Genomic DNA, 20363 nt, shown 5'->3' with positions numbered 1-20363 from the left:
TGCCCGCTCAAATGGTGAAAATTTTGAAAAGAAAAGAGGTGAGAGTGAGGATGAGATTAATTTTGAATGGGTTACAGATTCGGCCGCTGAGTGAGAATGATTATCGCCCGGTTTACCGGTTGTACCGTCAACTGACGGGAGCCGGTCCTTGTTATGCGGAAGGTGATTTCGCGCGGATTTTCAACAGTTTCTTCCTGAGTGAAGATCGCGAGGCGTTTGTCGCCACGGTTCATAACAATGTCATTGGTTTTGTCACTTTGTATTATCTGGAAGTATTGCATCATCATGGTTTGGTGGCGTCGATTCAGGAATTGGTGGTCACCGAGGAGTTCCGGGGCCGGGGCGTCGGCCGGGCCTTGGTCGAATTTGTAAGAGGCAAGGTTCAAGAGAAACGTTGTCATGGCTTGGAGATAGCGACCGATCTTTGGCAGAGCGGGGCCAAAAAATTTTACGAACGTTGCGGACTCCGCGGCAAAACTCAAATGGTGGCGACCTGATAAGGAAACACGATCACTTAACGGGTCATACCGATTTTGCAACTAGCTGAAAGGCTAGTTTATTTTTTTGGAGCGAAACGGTCGGTCCGCCGCTTCCATGGACAGGACAGCCGGCCTTGCCCCGCCGTATTCCCGGACCGGCCGGCGCTTTGAGAAACCGGGAACCGCCGGGCTACGCCGGCCACACTCATTCTGCAACATCCGCACCATGGGGGAGGACCACCCGCCATCGTTTCGCGGCGGAAGTTCTTGTGGCGATAACCGCCGCAGTTCATTTTGGAGAAGAAACAACGACGGCGATAGTTGCCGCAGATCATTTTGTGGCGCAAGCATCTACGGCGACGACTGCCGCGGATCATTTTGGAGAAAAATGATTTGCGGCGATGAGTGCCATAGATGATTTGGGGGAAGAAGCAATTGCGGCAATGGCCGCCGCAGATCGTTGGGCGTGAGCAGTGCCTGCGGCAACGACTGCCGCAGATCCTTTTAGGGATAATCCTCCGCCGGCTGTCCCCGCCCCGGCCGCCGGGGCGGCTCCGGAATGTCTTGAACCGTTGAGAGGGATCGAAAGCGTAGAATCGGGATGGGCAGGTATAAATTCAGGTGCCGCGGGAAGGATTTTCAATAAAAATGTATAACTACATTCAAACGGTTTTCTTCATCCCAAGCCAATTTGGCCTTGCGCGCCCGAGCGGACGGCCGTTCGCCGAAGTGCCGGGAATCCGGATTCAAATCCCGCCAGGAGGTTCTCATGTCTGACGCAGCTCCGGTTGCCGACCAGATCCAAGCGTTACGAAAAACCATCGAACACCATAATGAGCTTTATTATAACCAGGATGCCCCGGAGATCAGCGACCTCGAGTATGATGAGCTGATGCGCCGGCTGATTCAGCTGGAGACGGAGTACCCGGAGTATCTGACGCCCGACTCGCCCTCGCAACGGGTGGGCGGGCAGCCGCTGGCCGGCTTCGAATCGGTCCGACACCGGGTTCCCCTGTTGAGCCTGGCCAATGCCTACAGTCCTGAGGAGCTGCGGGCGTTCGACGAGCGGGTCAAAAAAGCGCTCGGCGAGGCGGAAACGCTCCGCTATGTCGCGGAGTTGAAGATCGACGGGCTGACGGTGGCCCTGACGTACCAGGACGGCCAATTGCTCCGGGCCGCCACCCGGGGCGACGGCGAAGTGGGCGAGGATGTCACCGCCAACGTGAGGACGATCCGCTCCATACCGCTCCGGCTGCCGAAACGGCCGCTCACCCTGGGTGCGCGGGGCGAGATCTATATCAGGAAAGCGGATTTCGAGGCTTTGAACGCCGGCCGCGATCCGGAGGAACGGTTCGCCAATCCTCGCAACGCGGCGGCCGGATCATTGCGCCAGCTGAATCCGCAAGTCACCGCCGGCCGGCCGCTGGACGCTTTTTTTTATGATATCTTGTATGTGGAAAGCGAGGCCCCGAAAAGCCAGTGGGACGGCTTCGGCCTGCTTCGGGAGTGCGGGTTGACCACCAATCCCGCGGCCAAACTCTGCGCCGACATCGAGGAAGTGATCGACTTCTGCCGGTATTGGGAGGAGCATCGCACCGAATTGCCCTACGAGATTGACGGGATCGTCGTTAAAGTTAATTCCCTGACGGACCAGGCTCGCCTGGGCTCGACCGCCAAGGCGCCCCGTTCCAAGATCGCCTTCAAGTTCCCGGCGGAGCAGGTTGAGACCCGGGTGCTGCAGATCGCGGTCAATGTCGGGCGGACTGGCGCCGTCACGCCGCTGGCGTTCCTGGAGCCGGTGCGGGTGGCCGGATCCACCGTCAGCCGGGCAACGTTACATAATGAGGACAATGTGCGGGATAAGGATATCCGTGTCGGCGACCGGGTGATCATTCAGAAAGCGGGCGATGTCATTCCGGAGATCGTGCGCTCGTTGCCGGAGAAGCGGGACGGCAGCGAGCGGATTTTTGAAATGCCCAAATCCTGCCCGGAATGCGGCGCCGGGCTCTACCGCGAATCGGGCGAAGCGGTGGTCCGCTGCATCAATTCCGCTTGTCCCGCCCACTTGCGGGAGGGAATCATCCATTTCGCCTCCAGGGACGCCATGGATATTCAGGGGCTGGGCGAGGCCATTGTGATCCAGCTGATCGCCGCCGGCCTGGTCCGGGATGTGGCGGATCTCTACCGGCTGCAGGTCGAGGATCTGGTCGGGTTGGAGCGTTTCGGCGCCAAATCGGCCCAGAATCTGATCGAGGCGATCACTGCCTCCAAGCAGAACCAGCTTTCCCGGTTGATCTTCGCCCTGGGCATCCGGCACGTGGGCGAGGGAGCCGCCCGGGAACTGGCCGCTCATTTCGGTACCCTGGAAAACCTGGGCCAGGCGGACGAGGCCGAATTGACGGCGATCCCGATGATCGGCCCCAAGATTGCCGCCAGCGTGGTGAAGTATTTCCAGGAAACGCACAACCGAGAACTGGTAGCGAAGCTGACCGCGCTCGGGCTGAACACGGTGGAAGCGGGCCAGGAGCAGGAAACCGCGCAAGTCCTGGCCGGCAAAACGGTGGTGGTCACCGGGACGCTGGAGACCTTCAGCCGCTCCGAGATCGAGGAGCTCATCCGGAAGCAGGGTGGCAAAGCGGCGGGAAGCGTCAGCAAGAATACCGCGCTGCTGGTGGTCGGGAAGGACCCCGGCTCGAAATACCAGAAGGCCCGGGAATTGGGGATTCCCATTCTGGACGAAGCTGGTTTCAAGCAGGTGTTGGCCGGCGCAGCGGAGCTACCTTCCGCCAACCCGCCGGAACACGGCTGAGTTTTTTCTTTCCGGCCGGACTGGAAGGCCCGTTCCCGGCAGGGCTGGTATTCCGTACTACTGATAAGCCTCATTCTCGCATGAACCGGATTCCGGTATTTCTGGATGATTTCGCGGCGCCTTGGCGCTCGCGATGCAGTGGTAAAATTTATGTAATGATTCGCACCCATTTGATCTTTTTTGGCGCGTTTAATGATAAAATATTGGTATTATTTTAAACGCAATTGCCATCATGATAACATAGAAACCATCCTAACGTATTTTTCACAGCAATGGAGGGAGTTCGATGCGTCTTACCAAAACCGAAGTGGAGCATGTGGCGCGGTTGGCCCGGCTGGAGTTGAGCGAGGCTGAAAAGGAAGAATTCACCGGGCAGCTCAATGAGATCCTTAATTTCGTGGAAGAGTTGAATCAGCTGGATACGCAGGGAATTGAGCCGACCGCTCACGCCATCCCGGTCACCAATGTTTTCCGTTCCGACCGGGTGGAACCGTCGCTAGATCCGGAATTGGCCCTGGCAAACGCCCCCGACCGGATCGATAATTTCTTTAAGGTGCCCAAAGTCCTGGAGGATTAAGGACCGGCCATACTTTAAAAGGGGGTTATCCAATTGGCTTCTTATGAGATGACCGCTCATGAATTGAGCGCTGCAATATCCAATAAAGACCTGAAAGTGGCCGAAGTGGCGGCGGATTTCTTCCGCCGCATTGAAGCGGTGGATCCCAAGGTCCGGGCGTATGTCACGCTCAACGAGGCGGAGGCGATGGCCCAGGCCGAGCAGCTCGACCGGCGGCTGGCCAAGGGGGAAAAACTGCCGCCGCTCGCCGGCATTCCGATCGCGGTCAAAGACAATATTTCCACGGCCGGGCTGCGGACAACCTGCTCCTCCAAGATGCTGGAGAATTACATACCGGCTTACGACGCGATGGTCATCGAACGGCTGAAGGCCGCAGGGATGATCATCGTCGGCAAGACCAACCTGGACGAATTCGCGATGGGTTCATCGACCGAAAACTCGGCGCTTTTTGTCACCCGCAACCCCTGGGATCTGGAGGCGGTTCCCGGCGGTTCCAGCGGCGGTTCGGCCGCGGCGGTCCGGGCGGGCGAGGCCGCCCTGGCCTTGGGTTCGGACACCGGCGGATCGATCCGTCAGCCCGCCGCCTATTGCGGCGTGGTGGGTTTAAAGCCTACTTACGGCCGGGTCTCCCGTTATGGTTTGATCGCCTTCGCCTCTTCGCTGGACCAGATCGGCCCGATTACCCGGGATGTAACCGACTGCGCGCTGCTGTTACAAGCCATCGCCCAATATGACAAGCGCGATTCGACCTGCATCGACCAGCCGGTTCCGGACTATCTGCAAGCGCTGAAGCAGGACGTGAAAGGATTGCGCATCGGCCTGGCCCAGGAATATCTGGGAGAGGGCATCAGCGCTCCGGTCCAGCAAGCGGTTAACGACGCTGTCCGCGTTTTCCGGGATCTCGGCGCGGAAGTAGTCGATGTATCGCTGCCCTATACCCAATACGCCTTGGCGACGTATTATATCATCGCCCCGGCCGAGGCCAGCTCCAACCTGGCCCGCTATGACGGGGTCCGTTACGGGCACCGTACCGCCGAGGAGGTATCCGATTCGGTGGCGCTGTTCATGAAGACCCGCAAGGAAGGATTCGGGCCGGAAGTGAAACGGCGCATCATGATCGGCACCTATGCCTTGAGCTCCGGTTATTACGACGCCTATTACCTTAAGGCGCAACAGGTACGGACCCTGATCCGCGAGGATTTCAACCGCGCGTTTCAAAGTTGCGATCTGATCCTGACGCCGACGGCTCCTTCAGTAGCTTTCAAAATCGGATCCAAAACCAAAGACCCGCTGGAGATGTATCTGGAGGATATCTGCACCATCACTTGCAACATGGCGGGGATTCCTGGACTGTCGCTCCCGGGTGGCTTTGACCAGGGCAAGCCCATCGGCTTGCAACTGCTGGGTCCGGCCTTCGGAGAAGCGACATTGCTCCGGGCGGCGTACGGATTCGAACAAGCCACTGACTTTCATAAACGCCGGCCCGAGTTGTAAGAGGCTCCCGCCCGACGTTTTCATCGGATATCATGAAAGGGGATATTGCCATGCCGTTAGCGGATTATGAGATAGTCATCGGTCTGGAAGTCCACGCCGAGTTGAAGACGGAGACTAAAGTCTTCTGTAATTGCACCACGAAGTTCGGAGGGGAGCCGAATTCCCAGGTCTGCCCGGTCTGTCTCGGTTTACCGGGTGCCTTGCCGGTGCTGAATGAACAAGCCATGGATTACGCGATCCTGGCGGGCTTGGCTTTGAACTGCCAGATCGCTCCTTTCAGTAAATTTGACCGGAAACAATATTTCTACCCCGACTCGCCGAAAGCCTATCAGATCTCCCAATACGATCTGCCGCTCTGCAAGGACGGCTGGATCGAGATTGCGGCGGACGGTGAGCCGGACACCTTGAAAAAAGTGGGGATCATCCGGGTCCATCTGGAGGAGGAAGCGGGCAAGACAGTCCATTCTGGCACCGGGATCCTCGATTCCGACTATGCGATGCAGGATTATAACCGTTGCGGAATTCCACTGATCGAAATCGTCGGCGCGCCCGACCTCCGTTCTCCCAAAGAGGCCAAGGATTATCTGGAAAAGTTAAAGATCCTGCTCCAATATACCGGAGTTTCCGATTGCAAAATGGAAGAAGGCTCATTGCGCTGCGACGCCAATATATCGTTGCGGCCCAAGGGGCAAAAGGAATTCGGCGTCTTGGCCGAGATCAAAAACATGAATTCTTTCCGGGCGGTTCAGGCCGCTCTGGAGTATGAGGCCGCCCGCCAGGCGCGTTTGCTGGATGAAGGGGAGAAGATGGTCAAACAGACCCGGGCCTGGGATGAGGCGAAAGGAATCACCGTCTTCATGCGTTCCAAAGAGGAAGCCAGCGATTACCGGTACTTCCCCGAACCGGATCTAGTGCCGATGGTGATCCCGCCGGAGCGAATCAACGGTCTGCGTGAGCGGTTGCCGGAGATGCCCGATTCCCGCCGCCGCCGGTACGTGGCCGAGTGGGGGCTCCCCGAATATGACGCCGCTTTGCTCAGCGGATCGCTGGAGATGGCCCAATTTTTCGAGGCGGCCGTGGCCGCGTACGGCGAGGCCAAAGCCGTTTCCAACTGGATGATGAGTGAATTGGCCCGCCTGATGAACCAGGAGCGGGTCGAATTTGGAGGATTGAAGATTCACTCGGAACAGCTGGCGAAGTTGTTAAAGATGATTGACGCCGGCACCATCAGCGGCAAAATTGCCAAGACGGTCTTTGAAACGATGTTTGCCAGCGGTAAGGACCCCGAGGCCATCGTCGCCGAGCAAGGATTGGTGCAGATCAGCGATGCCGGGGAATTGGAAGCCCTGGCCCGCAAGGTGCTGGCCGCCCACCCGCAATCGGTCGCCGATTATCTGGCGGGAAAGGAACGGGCCATCGGATTCCTAGTCGGCCAAATGATGAAAGAGACCAAAGGCCGGGCCAATCCGGGGATTGTCAATGAATTGCTCAAGCAAGAGCTGGAAAAGCAACGCTGAAATTGCCGGGCAACCGGCTTTTTTTATTCTCGGAACGTTGAGAATGCAGATTCTGGTTAGACTAAGAGTGTTTCCAATTAAATATTTTTTGGGGAGGAGCAAGCTGAAGGGTGGGGAAACCATGAGCAAGCTAATCGACGAACACGGCAAATTATTCGGCCTGATCAATCCGGTGGACTTGTTCGTGTTGATCCTGGTATTGGCTCTGGGAATCCGCTTGCTCTCCCAATACCGGCCCGCGCCGTTGGAACTGAGAAAAAGGCCGGTCGCCATGGGCCTACTGGCCCAGGATCTCCCGCCCTATGTGGCCCAAAGCATCGCCGTGGGACAAGACCTTTTTCAGGATGGAACCAATGCCTATCTCGGCAAGGTGATCCGCAAGACGGTCCAGCCGGCGGAGATCCTCGTGCAAAAGGACGGGCAATTGCTGTTGGTTAAAGCTCCGCGGAATGTCGATCTCCGTTTGGAGTTGCGCCGTCAAAGCGGCCGCGTGGTCACCGGCCCGGCTCATACCGGGATTTATCTGGGAAAATTGGCGGTGCGGGTGGGGAATCGCTTGAACTGCCATACTTTGTATACCCGGCTTCGTCTGGAGGTAGAATCAGTGAGGGTTAACCTCCGATGAGCCTGGCGGTTCGGCAGCCGGTTGCGCTGGTCCGGCGTTCATGGTTCGGCCGCGGGTTGGAGATGATCCGGCATCGGGTATTGCAGCTGGCAGATTTGTGGATGGATTGGTTTCGGAAGAGCCGGACATATCATGATTTGAGGGGATGGTATTCCAAAACAGCGGATTTCCTTGAGCAGTCATGGCACCGGTCTTCCATCCGGCGCTATTCACGCCGCGTAGGTTCGATAGCTGCGGATGCCCGGAAAAGCTTGTTTTCATTCCATTGCAGTCCATGGTGGCGGCCGTTTCTCGAAGGATGGATCATCCTCTACCTTGTTTTCCTGCCGGTCCTGGGCGCCTGGTATGGATTGCTCCCTTTGTTACTCCTGTATTGCGGAGTGGCGATTCCCGAAAAGCGGGTGAACGCCAGCAGCCTTTTTCTGTTCGGGCTATTATTGTTCGCCGGGACGATCCTCACGGCGGCGGGGTTTCGCCAAAGCTGGCAGCGGCTGCTTCAGCTGGAATCATGGCTGCTTTTGGCCTGGTTTACCGGCCTGGCATTCACTCCTCGCCTGCTGGGGAAGGTGATGCGTTGGATGGCTGGGAGCAGCCCGCTTTGGATGATTATGGGTTTCCAGCAATATGCGTCCGGCGTTCGGACCGCTGCGGGTTGGCTCAGTCCGGACCAGGCGGCGCTGATACCGGTTCGGGTTTATTCTGTCTTTGGCAATCCCAATCTTTATGCGCTTTATCTTTTACTGACCTTGGTTTTTTGTTTTGGCCTCGTCCGCGCTGAACGGCAGCGGCTGTCGCGCCTGTTTTGGCTGGCGGTCGGCGGCATGGCCGCAGTATCGTTATATCTTACGTATTCGCGCGGGGCTTGGCTCATCGGAGGCATCATCCTGGTTCTGATGTCCCGGAAAGAGCTTCGCGGAGGCTGGCTGCCTGTTTGGGGGCTTCTCTTATTAATCCTGCTTACCTTTCCGGCCTTCCGGGCGCGACTGGGAAGTCTGTTAACGCTGATGGACAGCTCGCTCCATTTTCGTTGGCGGATTTGGGAAGGCGTGGTTCGGGCCATCCCGGATACCTGGCTGTGGGGAGCCGGACCCGGAAGCTTCGGAGTGGTATACCCTTGGTTTATGCTCCCCAACAGCGCGGCCGAGCATGCTCATCAATGGTACTTGCAAATATGGTTGGAACATGGGATCGTGGTGTTGCTTGGCCTGGGATGGTTGCTCTGGGAGCGTCTGCGCAATTTCAGGCGGTTTTCGGAGCTTTTAAGGACTGCGGCGTTGGTTTTAATCGTTTTTTTACTGTATGGTTGCATGGAAAGTTGGGATGTTCACCCGCTCTGGGGAGGATATTTTTGGTTTTTGATGGGTCTGACCTTCGCATGCCCGCAAAAAACGCCACCGGCGTAAAGGACGGGGTGGTGGTCTTTGGCTATTATGGCCATGGCAATTTGGGGGACGAGACCAATCTGCGCCAGCTGATAAGCGAATTGCGGACGCTCGACCCTTTACTGCCCATCGCGGTAATCTCGGGGAATCCCGAACAAACCGCAGTCCGTTACAGTGTCCCGGCCTTCGGACGATTGGCGCTCGGGCAGTTACAGTCCCATTTCCGGAACATGAAATGGTTGATCGGTGGCGGCGGCAACCTGTTTCAGGATCGTTCCAGTTTGCGAAGCCTGGTGTACTATTCCGGTTTGGTTCAATTGGCGAAGTATTGCGGGATGAAAATCTTCCTTTACGGACAAGGAATCGGTCCGGTTCGGTCCCGGGTCGGCCAAAGTATCGCCAGGTCGGCCTTGAATCAGGCGGATCTGATCAGCCTGCGCGACAAATTGTCATGGCTGGCTTTGGCGGATCTGGGGGTAACTCGCCCGGAGGTTCACTGGACCGCCGATCCGTTATTGATGATGAATCCGATTTCGAAGACGGCTGTCCGCCGGTTTTGGGGGGAGACCCCGGACCATTGCTCCCGGGTTGGCGTGGTTTTGCGCCGCGAACGCGTCATTCCCATTCGGGCTTGGATAGACCTGGTCCGGTCGCTCCGGAAGGAAAACCGAGTGGCCGTGTATCTCATCATTACCGAACCGAGCGACTTTCAGCTGGCAGCAACGGTGGCGGAAGCCGCCGGAGTCATGCTGTTACCGCCGGCAGCAGATTGGGAAGAGTTGCAGGCGGCGATCGGCGGCCTTGATCTGGTGGTCAGCGCACGTCTGCATGGTTTGGTAGCCGGGGTTGTACAGGGAGTTGAAGGTTTCGGCCTTTCCTGTGACCCCAAAATCGAAGGCTTTTGCCTTCAGTTGAACCTGCCGTTCCAGCAGATGCAAAAAGCTCTGGATTTGGAAGTGCTCAGCGGGCGGATTCTGCGCCAGCTTTATCAGCCGGATCTGGAAGAAACTTGCACTCAAGCGAAGGTATCTTTCTGGCAAAACCGGGCAAGGGAAAATCGAGTATTATTGAAAAAGGTGATTGCTCCAAGGTAAAATGCGTATTCTTATACAGGACATCCCCGTTGATCTGTTGGCTCGGCCGGTATTGCTGGAATCCATTATTGAGTGGTTGAAATTCCCGGGGCAGCCGCGCCAGATTATCACTTTAAACTCTTTGATGCTGGTCAATGCCGGACGGAATCAAGAATTGAAGCGAATTCTATGCGCCGCCGACCTCGTAACCATCGATGGGTTTGGAATCGAGCTATTGTTGCGACGCCGGGGGCATCAGGAAGTTACTCGTTGGGCGGGAATCGACTTGGTCCGCGATTTGTTGGGCTGGTGTTCCGGGAGCGGATTTCCGGTATTTTTCTATGGCGGCCCGCCAGCCATGAATGCCCCGCTCAGACAGGCCATGGCCAACCTCTTCCCGCGGCTCCGGATCGTCGGAATCCGGGATGGATTTAACAACATGGCACCCCAGCCGGCGGTGGTGGAGGAAGTGGAGCGCATTGGACCGTGTCTTCTGTTGGCGGGTCTGGGCTCACCGGCGCAGGAGATCTTTCTGGCCCGGCATTTGCCGCGAATGCCGGGAACAGTCGGGATCGGCGTCGGTGGCGCTTTAGAAGTCTTATCCGGAATGAAAAAGGAAGTCCCCCGCTTCTTCCGGAATTGCGGTTGGGAGTGGCTATACCGTATGGTCCGTGAGCCGGAGCGGTTGCGGAACCTACCGGATTTGCTCTGGTTTTGGTATCAATTCATTCGATTACGCAAGGACGGAGGTGAGTCAAATTGATGAAATTACCACGCATAACCTTCAATCGAGAGACGATCCGGCGAGAGTTCCTGGATTACCTGGGGATCTTAGTCGGAGTCAGCCTGACCTCACTGGCCCTGGCCTGGTTGCAGATTCCCAATAAAATTGCCGCCGGGGGCGTCAGCGGTTTGGCGATTGTGCTGTATTATCTGTGGGGCTGGTCCGTTTCCTGGACGATGTTCATGTTGAATTTGCCGTTATTCCTGGCCTGTTTATGGGTTTTCGGGCCGCGTTTCGGCGCGAAAACGCTCTTTGGAGCGGCATTTATCTCTATTACGCTGGAGTTTTGGGAAAAAGTCATCAAATTGCTGCCGTTGACCCGCGATCCTTTTCTGGCCGCTTTATATGGCGGAGTCGTAGCGGGCATCGGCATGGGAATCGCGTTTCGCTTCCGCGGTACTACCGGGGGAACGGATCTGGCGGCGCAGTTGCTTCACAGATTCACCGGGATTTCGGTGGGACAATCGCTATTGATCTTTGACGGTACGATCATTGCCTTGGCGGGGGTGGTCTTTCGCAGCACTGAACTGGCTTTATACGCCATTATAACTCTTTTTGTGACCGGAAAGATTGTGGATATTATATTGGAGGGTTTTGACTACGCCAAAGCAGCTTTTATCATTTCCGAACATTCGGAAGCGATCGGCCAAAAAATACTCAGTGAACTACAGCGTGGCGCCACTGGTCTGACCGGACGAGGCCTTTATTCCACCACGCGCAAAGAAGTGATTTTATGCGTCATCTCCCGCGCGGAGGTGGTAAAAATGAAGGAGTTGGTCCACCAGATCGATCCCAAAGCGTTTGTGATTATCTCGGACGTCCATGAAGTGCTGGGAGAAGGGTTTAAAGAGTAATAGGCCTTTGAAAGATTATTTTAAACGATTGGATACGGCCTTTTGCCTAATGTAAAATTTAGAAAACTCCCTTTCATCGAAGGGAGTTTTCTTTGACATTCCAGCCTTTTTTCGTGAGACGATATCATGAATTAGGAACCCGGCTGCCTCATATATTTCTTTGGGAGCCTTATCCCTAAAGAGAGATAAAGACCTCAGGATTTTTTAAAGGGGGAGCATACCAATTTTTGAACAAATTTTTGTACAGGAGATTCGGCCTCATGTAAAGATTATTGCAGAGGCAGGGGTAAATCATAATGGCGACCTCGATTTGGCTGTCGCTTTACTGGAAGAAGCGGCGCGGGCCGGTGCCGATGCTGTTAAATTCCAGGCCTTCATTCCGGAAGAGATGATCTTGCAAGGAACCGGAAAAGCGCGCTATCAGCGTGGGGTAGGCGATGACGAAGACCAATATCAAATGCTGAAACGGCTACAAATGTCCCAAAAGAATTTAAAGCTGTTACTCCAAAAGGCGAACGAGTTAGGTATCTTTTTTTTAGCATCGGTATTTGACGAGCAAAGCGCCGATGAACTTCAAGCAATTGCGGCCCAGGCATTCAAGATTCCGTCGGGGGAAATTACCAATTTACCCTTGATACGAAAAGTAGCCGCCTATGGAAAGCCTCTGATTATTTCGACGGGTATGGCGTTGCTTGGGGAAATTGAAGAGGCAGTCCATGCGGTTTTTCAGACCGGTAATCGACAATTGATGCTACTCCACTGTGTCTCCAGTTACCCTGCTCCGTATGACAGTCTCAATCTATCGGTCATCAAATCCTTACAAGCTGCCTTTCAAGTACCGGTCGGTTATTCCGATCACGCCGAAGGCATTGAAGCGGCGGTTGTCGCGGTCGCCTTGGGAGCAAAGTTATTAGAGAAGCACTTCACGCTGGATAAGAATCTCCCAGGTCCGGATCATCAAGCGTCTCTCAATCCGGGAGAATTTCGTCAATATGTGACATCCATCCGGAAAGTGGAGACGGCTCTGGGTAACGGTTGCAAGAACATCGTGGAGGCTGAAAAAGAAGTAAGGATCTTAACCCGGAAGAGTATTGTTGCAACCACCCAAATCGAACGCCACATGGTGATAACCCGGGATATGATAGCACTGAAACGACCCGGGACCGGAGTACCCCCGAAGTATCTCGATTATTTTATCGGAGCACGGGCCAGTCACAGGATTCTCGAAAATACGCAACTTTTATGGAGCGATTTGGAATGGAATTGCGAATAGAGTCCTGTACAATTTACTTATGTCCGGATTAAGCATCAAACATCACTCGGATTTTTACCCAAAACTTACGATATCAATGCCTATTTCTAATCTATCGTTGGTCCCTAATAATGAAAAGCGGGGGTCTATTTCGAATCGTCCCATTTAAGAAGATTCATGACATCGACCTTTTGTACCAGTTTAAGAATCTCTGGTTTGGAAAGAGGGATCTGTTCGCCAGAGTTTAAAACCAATTTCGCCGTTTTTTGAGCGCTTAAGAGAGTTCCTGGGATTGAATTGCTGAATTCTGAAGGAATAATGATTAAATCATTCAATAGAAAGGCTTTGGTGGACTCTTCCGCAAAAACCAGATCTTCGTGTAATTTTTCCCCGCTTCGTAATCCGGTTATTTCTAGAGTAATTTTTTCCCCGTACACTGTCTCGTATCGCTCTAACATTGCTTCAGCCACATCAATCACACGAACGGATGGCATCGGCAGGATAAAAACCGCTCCTCCGATTCCCAAGGCAGCCGCTTTGAGAATCAGCTCCACCGCTTCATCGGATGACATGATAAACCGCGATGCCAAGGGGTCGGTTACGGTCAAGCTCTTTTTGCGGCGCAATTGCTCGAGAAATAAAGGGATAACGGATCCCCGGGCGCCTGCGACATTACCGAACCGTACACAGCTAAAAATGGTCTGATGTCTTCCTTTGATTCCATTACCGGCAATTAGCAACTTTTCTGCAAGTAATTTTGTTGTTCCCAAAATGCTGATCGGATTGACTACTTTATCAGTACTAATGCCGATAACTTGCTTTACGCCTTTATCGATGCACTGGTCGATCAGATTTTGGGTTCCCAGCACATTGGTTTTGACCGCTTCAAAGGGGTTATACTCACAGGCGGATAAGTGTTTGAGCGCCGCAGTATGATAGACCGTATGGACATCTTCTAGAGCTAGCCCGAGTCGTTGCCGATCCCGAACATCGCCAATCAGAAAACGGACATTCTTGGCATTGTCCAAGCTTTGATAGAGTTCGAATTGTTTCGTTTCATCGCGACTATAGATTCGGACTACCGCTGGATGGTATTGCAAAATTTTATGGACAAGCGCCCTGCCAATGGAACCAGTTCCTCCAGTGATCAAGATATTTTTTCCTCGAATCATTTGTTCAAGGCTATTGTTTAGCATCATCAGCACCACTCCATATCTTTACTAGTCTATTATCAAAAAACATGAGCGTACCAAGATTTTAGTATTTTGCTAGGGCAGTGAAGTCAATTTGTCGTCAACCGTTGCGTTTAGGAAGAACAAGAGTCGATGAAAACGCCGAAGTCTTGGTGGGTTGTGCCAGGGAGAATAAAACTTCTGGATAGGCCCATTCATATATTAGTATTACGAATGATAGGTTTCTTTGTGTTTTGGAATGCAGATTTTAAAGACTCGGAGCATTGATCCTCGGGGTTAAGGAGAGATTTAAAGGGGAGATTGGGATGGCGGTTTTTATAATAGCCGAAATCGGAATCAATCATAACGGAGATATCAATATCGCAAAGAAGCTGATTGAAATTGCGAAAGAAGCCGGTTGTGATGCAGTTAAATTTCAAAAAAGGACTATTGAGAAAGTTTATACCAAGGAATTTCTTGATTCCCCGCGTGAGAGTCCCTGGGGGAGTACTCAGCGCGCCCAAAAAGAGGGTTTGGAGTTCGGATTGGCTGATTATCAGGAGATTGACCGTTTTTGCCGGGAAAAAGGGATTGATTGGTTCGCATCAGCGTGGGACTTGGAAAGTCAGGAATTCTTAAGCCAATTCAATTGCAAATACAATAAGATCGCCTCGGCCATGCTTTTATACGAACCGCTTTTACAGGCGGTCGCTTCCGAGGGTAAACATACTTTCATCTCTACCGGGATGAGCGAACTGACCGACATCGAACGGGCCGTACATATTTTCAAGGAAGCCGGTTGTCCCTTCGAACTCATGCACTGTGTCTCCACCTATCCCATGGATGATGAAGATGCCAATTTAAACCGGATTAAGATGTTACAGGATATCTTCAAATGCAATGTGGGGTATAGCGGACATGAAGTAGGATTGGCGATATCATATGCCGCAGTCGCTTTGGGAATCACCTCCCTGGAACGGCATATTACGTTAGATCGAGCCATGTACGGTTCGGACCAGGCGGCTTCCCTCGAACCCGCAGGATTAAGGATGTTAGTGGGAGCGGTGCGGAAGATCGAAAAAGCGATGGAAAGCTGTTCATTTTCCATTACACCCAAGGAAGTCTCCATCAGTAAAAAATTAAGGGCTCATTACTTAAATAATGATTAAGGGAGACTAAAGCTTTATGAAGCCGTGCTATCTATGCGGGGAACAGTCTTTTTTTAAAAGACCGGGCAGTGTGAGGGATAATCCAGATCTTCAAGTCATGGAATGCCGTACTTGCGGCCTGGTCTTTCTTTCTTCCTTCGATCATATCGGCGAAGGATTTTATGAGAATTCACAAATGCATGCTGCTGATTCCACTGTAGAGGATTGGCTTCGGGAAACGGCCGCTGACGATCAACGTCGTTTTGACGTACTTCAATCGCTGATGACGAAGAAGTCGGTTTTAGATGTTGGCTGCGGTAACGGCGGATTTCTTTCTCGCGCCGGCCGGGTGGCTGCAACAGTCATAGGAGTGGAACCGGAAAAGAGATTAAAACCCTATTTCGACCAAGCACAACTGCGAGTTTTTCCCCATATTCGGGAAGCCAATCAATGCTTTGACGTGATTACGCTCTTTCACGTCCTCGAACACTTGCCCGATCCCATAAGTACCTTGAAAGAATTAGCAATGAAGCTGAATCCAGGCGGTTATATCATTATTGAAGTTCCAAATGCCAATGATGCGTTGTTAACGTTTTACCGGAATGAAGCTTTTTCAGAGTTTACTTATTGGAGCTGCCACTTGTTTTTGTTTACCACTCATACCCTGGAACTTGTGGGAAAAAAGGCTGGTCTTCAGGTAAAATACATTAAGCAAACTCAAAGATACCCATTATCGAATCACTTATATTGGTTGGCGGAGAATAAGCCTGGAGGGCATATTCAATGGAGCTTCCTGGACAGTCCGGAATTGCATGCCGCCTATGAGAAACAGCTGGGTTTGATAGGGTGCAGTGATACGTTGTTTGCTTGTTTTGGGGTGAATCAAGATGAATAAGCTCGGTGTGATGCAAGGAAGGTTACTCCCCAAATATCATGGACGATATCAAGCTCATCCGGTCGGTTATTGGCAGGATGAGTTCGAAATTGCCCACACACTGGGCCTCGAGCTTATCGAATTCATCTTTGATCATGAGCAAGCCGAATCCAATCCTTTGCTTCACGAAACCGGGCTCACAGCAATTCAAACGGTTTCCGAACAGACAAAAGTAGAAGTCAAAACTATCTGTGCCGATTATTTCATGGAAGCACCCATCCATCATTCTGTTCAGGAGTTGGCGATTCAAAGCAGTCAGATGCTGCAGAAACTTTTGCGGAATGCTAAAAAGATCGGGGTTACGGATATCGTCATTCCCTGTGTAGACCAGTCTTCACTGAAAAACGAAGCCGACGTGCTGAGTTTTCTCAGAAATATCCGCCCTGCTAAAGATGTGGCGGAAAACTTAGGAATCAACTTGGCGTTGGAGACTGATCTTCCCCCAAGAGCCTTTCGAGAGTTTTTAGCGACCTTGGACTCGAAAATCTTTACCGTTAACTATGATACGGGTAACAGCGCTGCCTTGGGATATGATCCTTTAGAAGAATTGGCCGCCTATGGCGATCGGATTTCGGATATTCACTTGAAGGATCGTCCAAAAGGGGGAAGCTCGGTTCCGCTAGGAACGGGAGATGCGGATTTTCAAGCGTTCTTTGCTGCGCTGGCACAAGTTGGATATGATGGTCCTCTGATTATGCAGGCCTATCGTGATGATGAGGGTATCCAAGTCTTTCGTCGACAATTGGCATGGCTTCGGCCGAGATTGACCGAGTGGGAAGAGCAGAAAAAAAGCATTCCTGAACATAAGGAAGATGTCCAATGAATATTCTGGCGATTATTCCGGCGCGGGGCGGCTCCAAAGGAGTACCAGGGAAGAACATTCGGTTGTTGGGGGGCTATCCGCTGATCGCATTCTCCATTGCCGCTGCGAAATTAGCGAATGATATCACGCGGGTTGTCGTTTCCACTGATTCGGCGGAGATTGCCGCAATCGCCCAATCCTATGGGGCGGAAACGCCATTTCTGCGTCCCGCGGAGTTAGCCCGAGACCAGTCCGCCGATTTAGAATTTATGAGGCACGCGCTCGAATGGTTTCAAAAACATGAAGCTAAAATCCCCGATTATTTGGTACACTTGCGCCCGACCACTCCGTTGCGGGAGCCGCAAGTGATTGAAGCAGCCATTAACCGATTGCTTAATCATCCGGAAGCCAGTTCCCTACGGTCCGCGCATTTAGCTCCGGAATCTCCCTGGAAATGGTTCCGTCTGGACGAACTAGGCTATTTTCGCAGTTTTGGCGGGAATATCGACAATGAAGTTCTGAATAACCCCAGGCAAGCCTTTTCCGATGCATACATCCCCGATGGATATGTGGATGTGGTAATTCCGGCTTTAATCCTCAGTTCCGGGCGGCTCCATGGAGAAAAAATGCTGGCCTTCGTATCGCCGAACTGCACGGAAGTCGATACTGTGAGCGATTTTGAATTATTACAATATCAACTTGAAAAAAACGGCAGCGTATTATGGGACTACTTGAAAGAAAATTATCCGAAAAGAGGCTTCGTTTAAATGTCCGGGTTTAAATTTAGCTTGATACCGAAAGATGTGCCGAGGATTGAGACAGAATTCCGGCGGATCGTGACTCCCATTCCCGTGCCGGAAAGCCTCGACCTATTGTACGCTTTGGAGAAGTATGAATCGGTTTCCATGCACGGCCAGCTGCCGGTAGTTTGGGAGCGGGCGCAAGATTTTCTGGTGTCCGATGCCTGGGGCAATCAATGGATCGACTTTACCAGCACGATCTTTGTAACTAACGCTGGCCACGGCAACCCGCGGATTCTCCAATCATTGCGAGATGTTTTGGCTAAACCCCTTTTGCATACCTACACATACGCCAGTAAAGAACGGGCCGAGTACTTACAATACCTGATTGAAAATACTCCCGCCCCATTTGAGAAAGCTTTTCTCGTATCAGCCGGGACGGAAGCTACCGAAGCCGGCTTGAAACTGATGCGGATGGCTGGATGGAAAAAAGGGAAGAAACGACCCGGCGTGATCTGTTTTGAGGGAAACTGGCATGGTCGTACCATGGGAGCCCAGATGATGGGAGGAAATACTGCCCAGCAAGAATGGATCGGCTACCTCGACCCCAACATTTATCATCTGCCATTCCCCTATCCGTGGCGGGAAGATGCCGTTCGGAATCCCCGAGAATACTTCCGGCGCAGTATGGAGGAATTGCTTCGGGATCAAAAACTGGATGCCGATGCCGATTTATGCGGTTTCATGATCGAAACGTTTCAAGGTTGGGGAGCGATTTTTTATCCTGCCGAATATATCCAGGAACTTGTCGACTTCGCCCGGCAACACCATCTTTTGGTAGCTTTCGATGAAATGCAGTCGGGCTTCGGCCGGACCGGAAAACTCTTCGGTTACATGCACTATGGCGTTGAGCCCGACCTGCTCTGCTGCGGCAAGGGTGCCGGATCGAGCCTGCCGCTGGCGTTGGTGTTGGGAAGGGCGAAGATCATGGATTTACCGGAGATTGGCTCCATGAGTTCAACTCACTCCGCCAACCCGATGGTTTGCGCTGCTGGTAAAGCCAATCTGCAGGCGTTGTTGGAAGATGGGATCATTGAGCGGTCGATACCGCGCGGCGAATTATTCCAGCAGCGGCTGAGGGCAATCCAAGCGAAGTACCCGGATCAGATCCGGTATGTATTGGGTAAAGGAATGGTGGCAGCCCTGCTGTTTTATGATGCCGATGGCAATCCATTGTCCGAACTTTGTTCCCGGATCGCAGAGATCGCCATGGGCAAAGGATTATTGGTAGTCTGCACCGGAAGGGAGTCTATCAAGCTGGGGCCACCATTAACCATTTGCGATGAAGCGCTAATGGAAGGGTTGGAAGTCCTGGATGAAGCGATTAAAGAAGCTTTGGAAGGGCAACCATGATCGGAGGATACCGCCATACTGGCGTGGTGGTGCGAGACCTCGCGCGCGCGGTGGCTTTTTATCAGGAAGTTTTGAATTATACCATTTGGAAACGAGCCGAGGAGCGAGGGACTTATATCGAAAGGGTCGTCGGAATCCCCGGAGTGATTCTGGAGTGGGTCAAATTAAAAGCCCCGGATGGTTCGGTGCTGGAACTTTTGCAGTATGTTTCGCACCCTGATTCCGGAGGGAACCCGGGGCTGCAACCGGCCAACCGGCTCGGTTGCTCTCATATTGCCCTGACAGTCGAGGATATCACCGGATTATATCAGCTCCTCTGCCAAAAGGGCGTTCCTTGTAAAAGTCCACCCCAAATAGCACCGGATGGCAAAGCGAAAGTATTATACTGCCATGACCCGGATGGGAATATCATTGAATTGGTGGAGGACTGCTGAGTCCGGGTATCCTCTTGAATAAGGAGAGGATGCAATGAGTCGGCATGTCAATTTAATCGCCTATAATCAGGTTGAAGAACTCCAAAATTTCAATGACGAAAGTTTCCGGAGTTATTGTTCGGCCAAACTCGCTTCCTGTGATCCGTATGTCAGATTTTTACGAAAATACTGTGTGTCGGTCGCACCTTCCTGGCAAGGAAAGATATGCGAGATCGGTTCGGGAAATAGTAAATTGTTATATCGCCTGGAACAAGCGGGGTTATTAAGAGAAGGGATTGGCTATGAGATCAGCGCATCCCGGCATCGGTTTGCCGAAAAATTTCGAGAATGGGTTCATAGTGAGCATGTCATCAATATCAATGACAATATTCTGAATGCTGCCCATTTGCAACAGTACGATTTGATTATCGGGGTTGATCTGGTCTTCCAACTGATTGCGCCTGTTGCTCCCCATGCCGAAGCTTCTTTAGTGCAGTGGATAACTCAGTCGCTCAGGGAGGATGGTTTCTTACTTTTGCAATTAATGGATTTTAGGAATATTCTGGAAATGATCCGTCTTCAAAACGGAGTATATCATTGGTGGGAAAGGTTTCCCGAATATGACCCTTGGGAATTGGTTTTGGTTCAATTTTCCTTGAATGACCAAAAGGATATCATCTGGAATAAAACCTTTATCAAACGAAACTCCACGGAGCGCTCCCACTTCATCAATGTTTTGCGCAATTATACTCCAGAAACAATGCTAAGCATTCTAGCAAAAGCCGGTTTTACGGGTCGGGTCTTTTCCGGGGATAATTGTGATATTCCGTTGGAACAAGGCGAATATGTTATCCTCGCAAAAAAACAAAGTAGTAGTACCGCGAAAGCGTGATAC

20 protein-coding genes are annotated in these 20363 nt (G+C 52.5%); 19 read left to right on the top strand and 1 reads right to left on the bottom strand.

Translation table 11 applies throughout. The features are described from left to right. The first annotated feature begins 50 nt into the window (after positions 1 to 50). The 12 genes from EDC14_RS10835 (at position 51) to neuB (ending at position 12867) form a co-directional block, all read left to right on the top strand. Entirely contained in the window at positions 51 to 497 is a 447-nt protein-coding gene (locus EDC14_RS10835; protein WP_165907944.1) for a GNAT family N-acetyltransferase, read from the top strand. Between the two features lie 396 nt (positions 498 to 893). Beyond that, a complete protein-coding gene (locus EDC14_RS26770; RefSeq protein ID WP_165907943.1) occupies positions 894 to 1055 on the top strand; it encodes a hypothetical protein in 162 nt (53 codons plus the stop codon). A gap of 193 nt (positions 1056 to 1248) precedes the next feature. Next, complete coding sequence (gene ligA / locus EDC14_RS10830) at positions 1249 to 3288, top strand: NAD-dependent DNA ligase LigA (RefSeq protein WP_132014308.1); 2040 nt, start codon at positions 1249 to 1251, stop codon at positions 3286 to 3288. Positions 3289 to 3574: 286 nt separating this feature from the next. Then, on the top strand, positions 3575 to 3865 hold the full coding sequence (gene gatC, locus EDC14_RS10825) for an Asp-tRNA(Asn)/Glu-tRNA(Gln) amidotransferase subunit GatC (RefSeq protein WP_132014307.1): 291 nt from the start codon (positions 3575 to 3577) through the stop codon (positions 3863 to 3865). Between the two features lie 33 nt (positions 3866 to 3898). Continuing rightward, the gene (gene gatA, locus EDC14_RS10820; RefSeq protein ID WP_132014306.1) at positions 3899 to 5359 is read left to right on the top strand and encodes an Asp-tRNA(Asn)/Glu-tRNA(Gln) amidotransferase subunit GatA; all 1461 of its coding nucleotides are present in this window, start codon (positions 3899 to 3901) and stop codon (positions 5357 to 5359) included. 50 nt (positions 5360 to 5409) lie between these two features. Next, positions 5410 to 6876 carry an Asp-tRNA(Asn)/Glu-tRNA(Gln) amidotransferase subunit GatB gene (gene gatB / locus EDC14_RS10815; RefSeq protein WP_132014305.1) on the top strand — a complete coding sequence of 489 codons (1467 nt, stop codon included), beginning with the start codon at positions 5410 to 5412 and terminating at the stop codon, positions 6874 to 6876. A 121-nt stretch (positions 6877 to 6997) separates the two neighbouring features. Continuing rightward, entirely contained in the window at positions 6998 to 7501 is a 504-nt protein-coding gene (locus EDC14_RS10810; protein WP_165907942.1) for a DUF4330 domain-containing protein, read from the top strand. Positions 7502 to 7752: 251 nt separating this feature from the next. Continuing rightward, positions 7753 to 8904: an O-antigen ligase family protein gene (locus EDC14_RS10805; RefSeq protein ID WP_165907941.1), complete on the top strand. Its 1152-nt coding sequence runs from the start codon at positions 7753 to 7755 to the stop codon at positions 8902 to 8904. Next, positions 8877 to 9977 carry a polysaccharide pyruvyl transferase family protein gene (locus EDC14_RS10800; protein ID WP_165907940.1) on the top strand — a complete coding sequence of 367 codons (1101 nt, stop codon included), beginning with the start codon at positions 8877 to 8879 and terminating at the stop codon, positions 9975 to 9977. The genes EDC14_RS10805 and EDC14_RS10800 overlap by 28 nt, the downstream gene beginning before the upstream one ends. Position 9978: 1 nt before the next feature. Further along, on the top strand, positions 9979 to 10719 hold the full coding sequence (locus tag EDC14_RS10795) for a WecB/TagA/CpsF family glycosyltransferase (protein WP_132014301.1): 741 nt from the start codon (positions 9979 to 9981) through the stop codon (positions 10717 to 10719). Further along, positions 10719 to 11594, top strand: a complete 876-nt coding sequence (locus EDC14_RS10790; RefSeq protein WP_132014300.1) for a YitT family protein — start codon at positions 10719 to 10721, stop codon at positions 11592 to 11594. The genes EDC14_RS10795 and EDC14_RS10790 overlap by 1 nt, the downstream gene beginning before the upstream one ends. 217 nt (positions 11595 to 11811) lie before the next feature. Next, on the top strand, positions 11812 to 12867 hold the full coding sequence (gene neuB, locus EDC14_RS10785; protein ID WP_341540155.1) for an N-acetylneuraminate synthase: 1056 nt from the start codon (positions 11812 to 11814) through the stop codon (positions 12865 to 12867). Positions 12868 to 12992: 125 nt separating this feature from the next. Here neuB and EDC14_RS10780 read toward each other — a convergent pair whose 3' ends face one another. Next, positions 12993 to 14045, bottom strand: coding sequence for a polysaccharide biosynthesis protein (locus EDC14_RS10780; RefSeq protein WP_132014298.1), 1053 nt, complete (start codon positions 14043 to 14045; stop codon positions 12993 to 12995). Positions 14046 to 14344: 299 nt separating this feature from the next. Here EDC14_RS10780 and EDC14_RS10775 point away from each other — a divergent pair, with 299 nt between their 5' ends. From EDC14_RS10775 to EDC14_RS10745, 7 genes are read left to right on the top strand one after another with little or no spacing between them, the layout of a single operon-like run. After that, positions 14345 to 15187, top strand: a complete 843-nt coding sequence (locus EDC14_RS10775) for an N-acetylneuraminate synthase family protein (protein WP_132014297.1) — start codon at positions 14345 to 14347, stop codon at positions 15185 to 15187. Between the two features lie 16 nt (positions 15188 to 15203). Further along, entirely contained in the window at positions 15204 to 16061 is an 858-nt protein-coding gene (locus tag EDC14_RS10770; protein WP_132014296.1) for a class I SAM-dependent methyltransferase, read from the top strand. After that, positions 16054 to 16923, top strand: a complete 870-nt coding sequence (locus EDC14_RS10765; RefSeq protein ID WP_243662890.1) for a sugar phosphate isomerase/epimerase family protein — start codon at positions 16054 to 16056, stop codon at positions 16921 to 16923. The genes EDC14_RS10770 and EDC14_RS10765 overlap by 8 nt, the downstream gene beginning before the upstream one ends. After that, complete coding sequence (locus tag EDC14_RS10760; protein ID WP_132014295.1) at positions 16920 to 17669, top strand: acylneuraminate cytidylyltransferase family protein; 750 nt, start codon at positions 16920 to 16922, stop codon at positions 17667 to 17669. Before EDC14_RS10765 ends, EDC14_RS10760 begins: the two co-directional genes overlap by 4 nt. Then, entirely contained in the window at positions 17670 to 19055 is a 1386-nt protein-coding gene (locus EDC14_RS10755) for an aspartate aminotransferase family protein (protein ID WP_132014294.1), read from the top strand. It begins immediately after the preceding gene. Then, positions 19052 to 19489 carry a VOC family protein gene (locus EDC14_RS10750; protein ID WP_132014293.1) on the top strand — a complete coding sequence of 146 codons (438 nt, stop codon included), beginning with the start codon at positions 19052 to 19054 and terminating at the stop codon, positions 19487 to 19489. Before EDC14_RS10755 ends, EDC14_RS10750 begins: the two co-directional genes overlap by 4 nt. Before the next feature lie 34 nt (positions 19490 to 19523). Then, positions 19524 to 20360 carry a hypothetical protein gene (locus EDC14_RS10745; protein ID WP_132014292.1) on the top strand — a complete coding sequence of 279 codons (837 nt, stop codon included), beginning with the start codon at positions 19524 to 19526 and terminating at the stop codon, positions 20358 to 20360. Positions 20361 to 20363 lie beyond the last annotated feature (3 nt).

It is taken from the genome of Hydrogenispora ethanolica, from assembly GCF_004340685.1.
In the GTDB taxonomy this organism is placed as follows: Bacteria; Bacillota; UBA4882; order UBA8346; family UBA8346; genus Hydrogenispora; species Hydrogenispora ethanolica.
Note: the sequence above shows the minus strand (reverse complement) of the source record. Positions and strands in the feature narration are given on the sequence as shown.

Bases quoted from the DNA above. Each gene is read 5' to 3' on its own strand.
- gatC (WP_132014307.1), top strand. From the start codon at position 3,575: ATGCGTCTTACCAAAACCGAAGTGGAGCATGTGGCGCGGTTGGCCCGG.
- EDC14_RS10780 (WP_132014298.1), bottom strand. From the start codon at position 14,045: ATGATGCTAAACAATAGCCTTGAACAAATGATTCGAGGAAAAAATATC.
- EDC14_RS10835 (WP_165907944.1), top strand. From the start codon at position 51: ATGAGATTAATTTTGAATGGGTTACAGATTCGGCCGCTGAGTGAGAAT.
- EDC14_RS10800 (WP_165907940.1), top strand. From the start codon at position 8,877: ATGCCCGCAAAAAACGCCACCGGCGTAAAGGACGGGGTGGTGGTCTTT.
- EDC14_RS10765 (WP_243662890.1), top strand. From the start codon at position 16,054: ATGAATAAGCTCGGTGTGATGCAAGGAAGGTTACTCCCCAAATATCAT.
- EDC14_RS10770 (WP_132014296.1), top strand. From the start codon at position 15,204: ATGAAGCCGTGCTATCTATGCGGGGAACAGTCTTTTTTTAAAAGACCG.
- EDC14_RS10750 (WP_132014293.1), top strand. From the start codon at position 19,052: ATGATCGGAGGATACCGCCATACTGGCGTGGTGGTGCGAGACCTCGCG.
- EDC14_RS10755 (WP_132014294.1), top strand. From the start codon at position 17,670: ATGTCCGGGTTTAAATTTAGCTTGATACCGAAAGATGTGCCGAGGATT.
- EDC14_RS26770 (WP_165907943.1), top strand. From the start codon at position 894: ATGATTTGGGGGAAGAAGCAATTGCGGCAATGGCCGCCGCAGATCGTT.
- EDC14_RS10745 (WP_132014292.1), top strand. From the start codon at position 19,524: ATGAGTCGGCATGTCAATTTAATCGCCTATAATCAGGTTGAAGAACTC.
- EDC14_RS10810 (WP_165907942.1), top strand. From the start codon at position 6,998: ATGAGCAAGCTAATCGACGAACACGGCAAATTATTCGGCCTGATCAAT.
- gatB (WP_132014305.1), top strand. From the start codon at position 5,410: ATGCCGTTAGCGGATTATGAGATAGTCATCGGTCTGGAAGTCCACGCC.
- ligA (WP_132014308.1), top strand. From the start codon at position 1,249: ATGTCTGACGCAGCTCCGGTTGCCGACCAGATCCAAGCGTTACGAAAA.
- EDC14_RS10760 (WP_132014295.1), top strand. From the start codon at position 16,920: ATGAATATTCTGGCGATTATTCCGGCGCGGGGCGGCTCCAAAGGAGTA.
- EDC14_RS10795 (WP_132014301.1), top strand. From the start codon at position 9,979: ATGCGTATTCTTATACAGGACATCCCCGTTGATCTGTTGGCTCGGCCG.
- EDC14_RS10775 (WP_132014297.1), top strand. From the start codon at position 14,345: ATGGCGGTTTTTATAATAGCCGAAATCGGAATCAATCATAACGGAGAT.
- EDC14_RS10790 (WP_132014300.1), top strand. From the start codon at position 10,719: ATGAAATTACCACGCATAACCTTCAATCGAGAGACGATCCGGCGAGAG.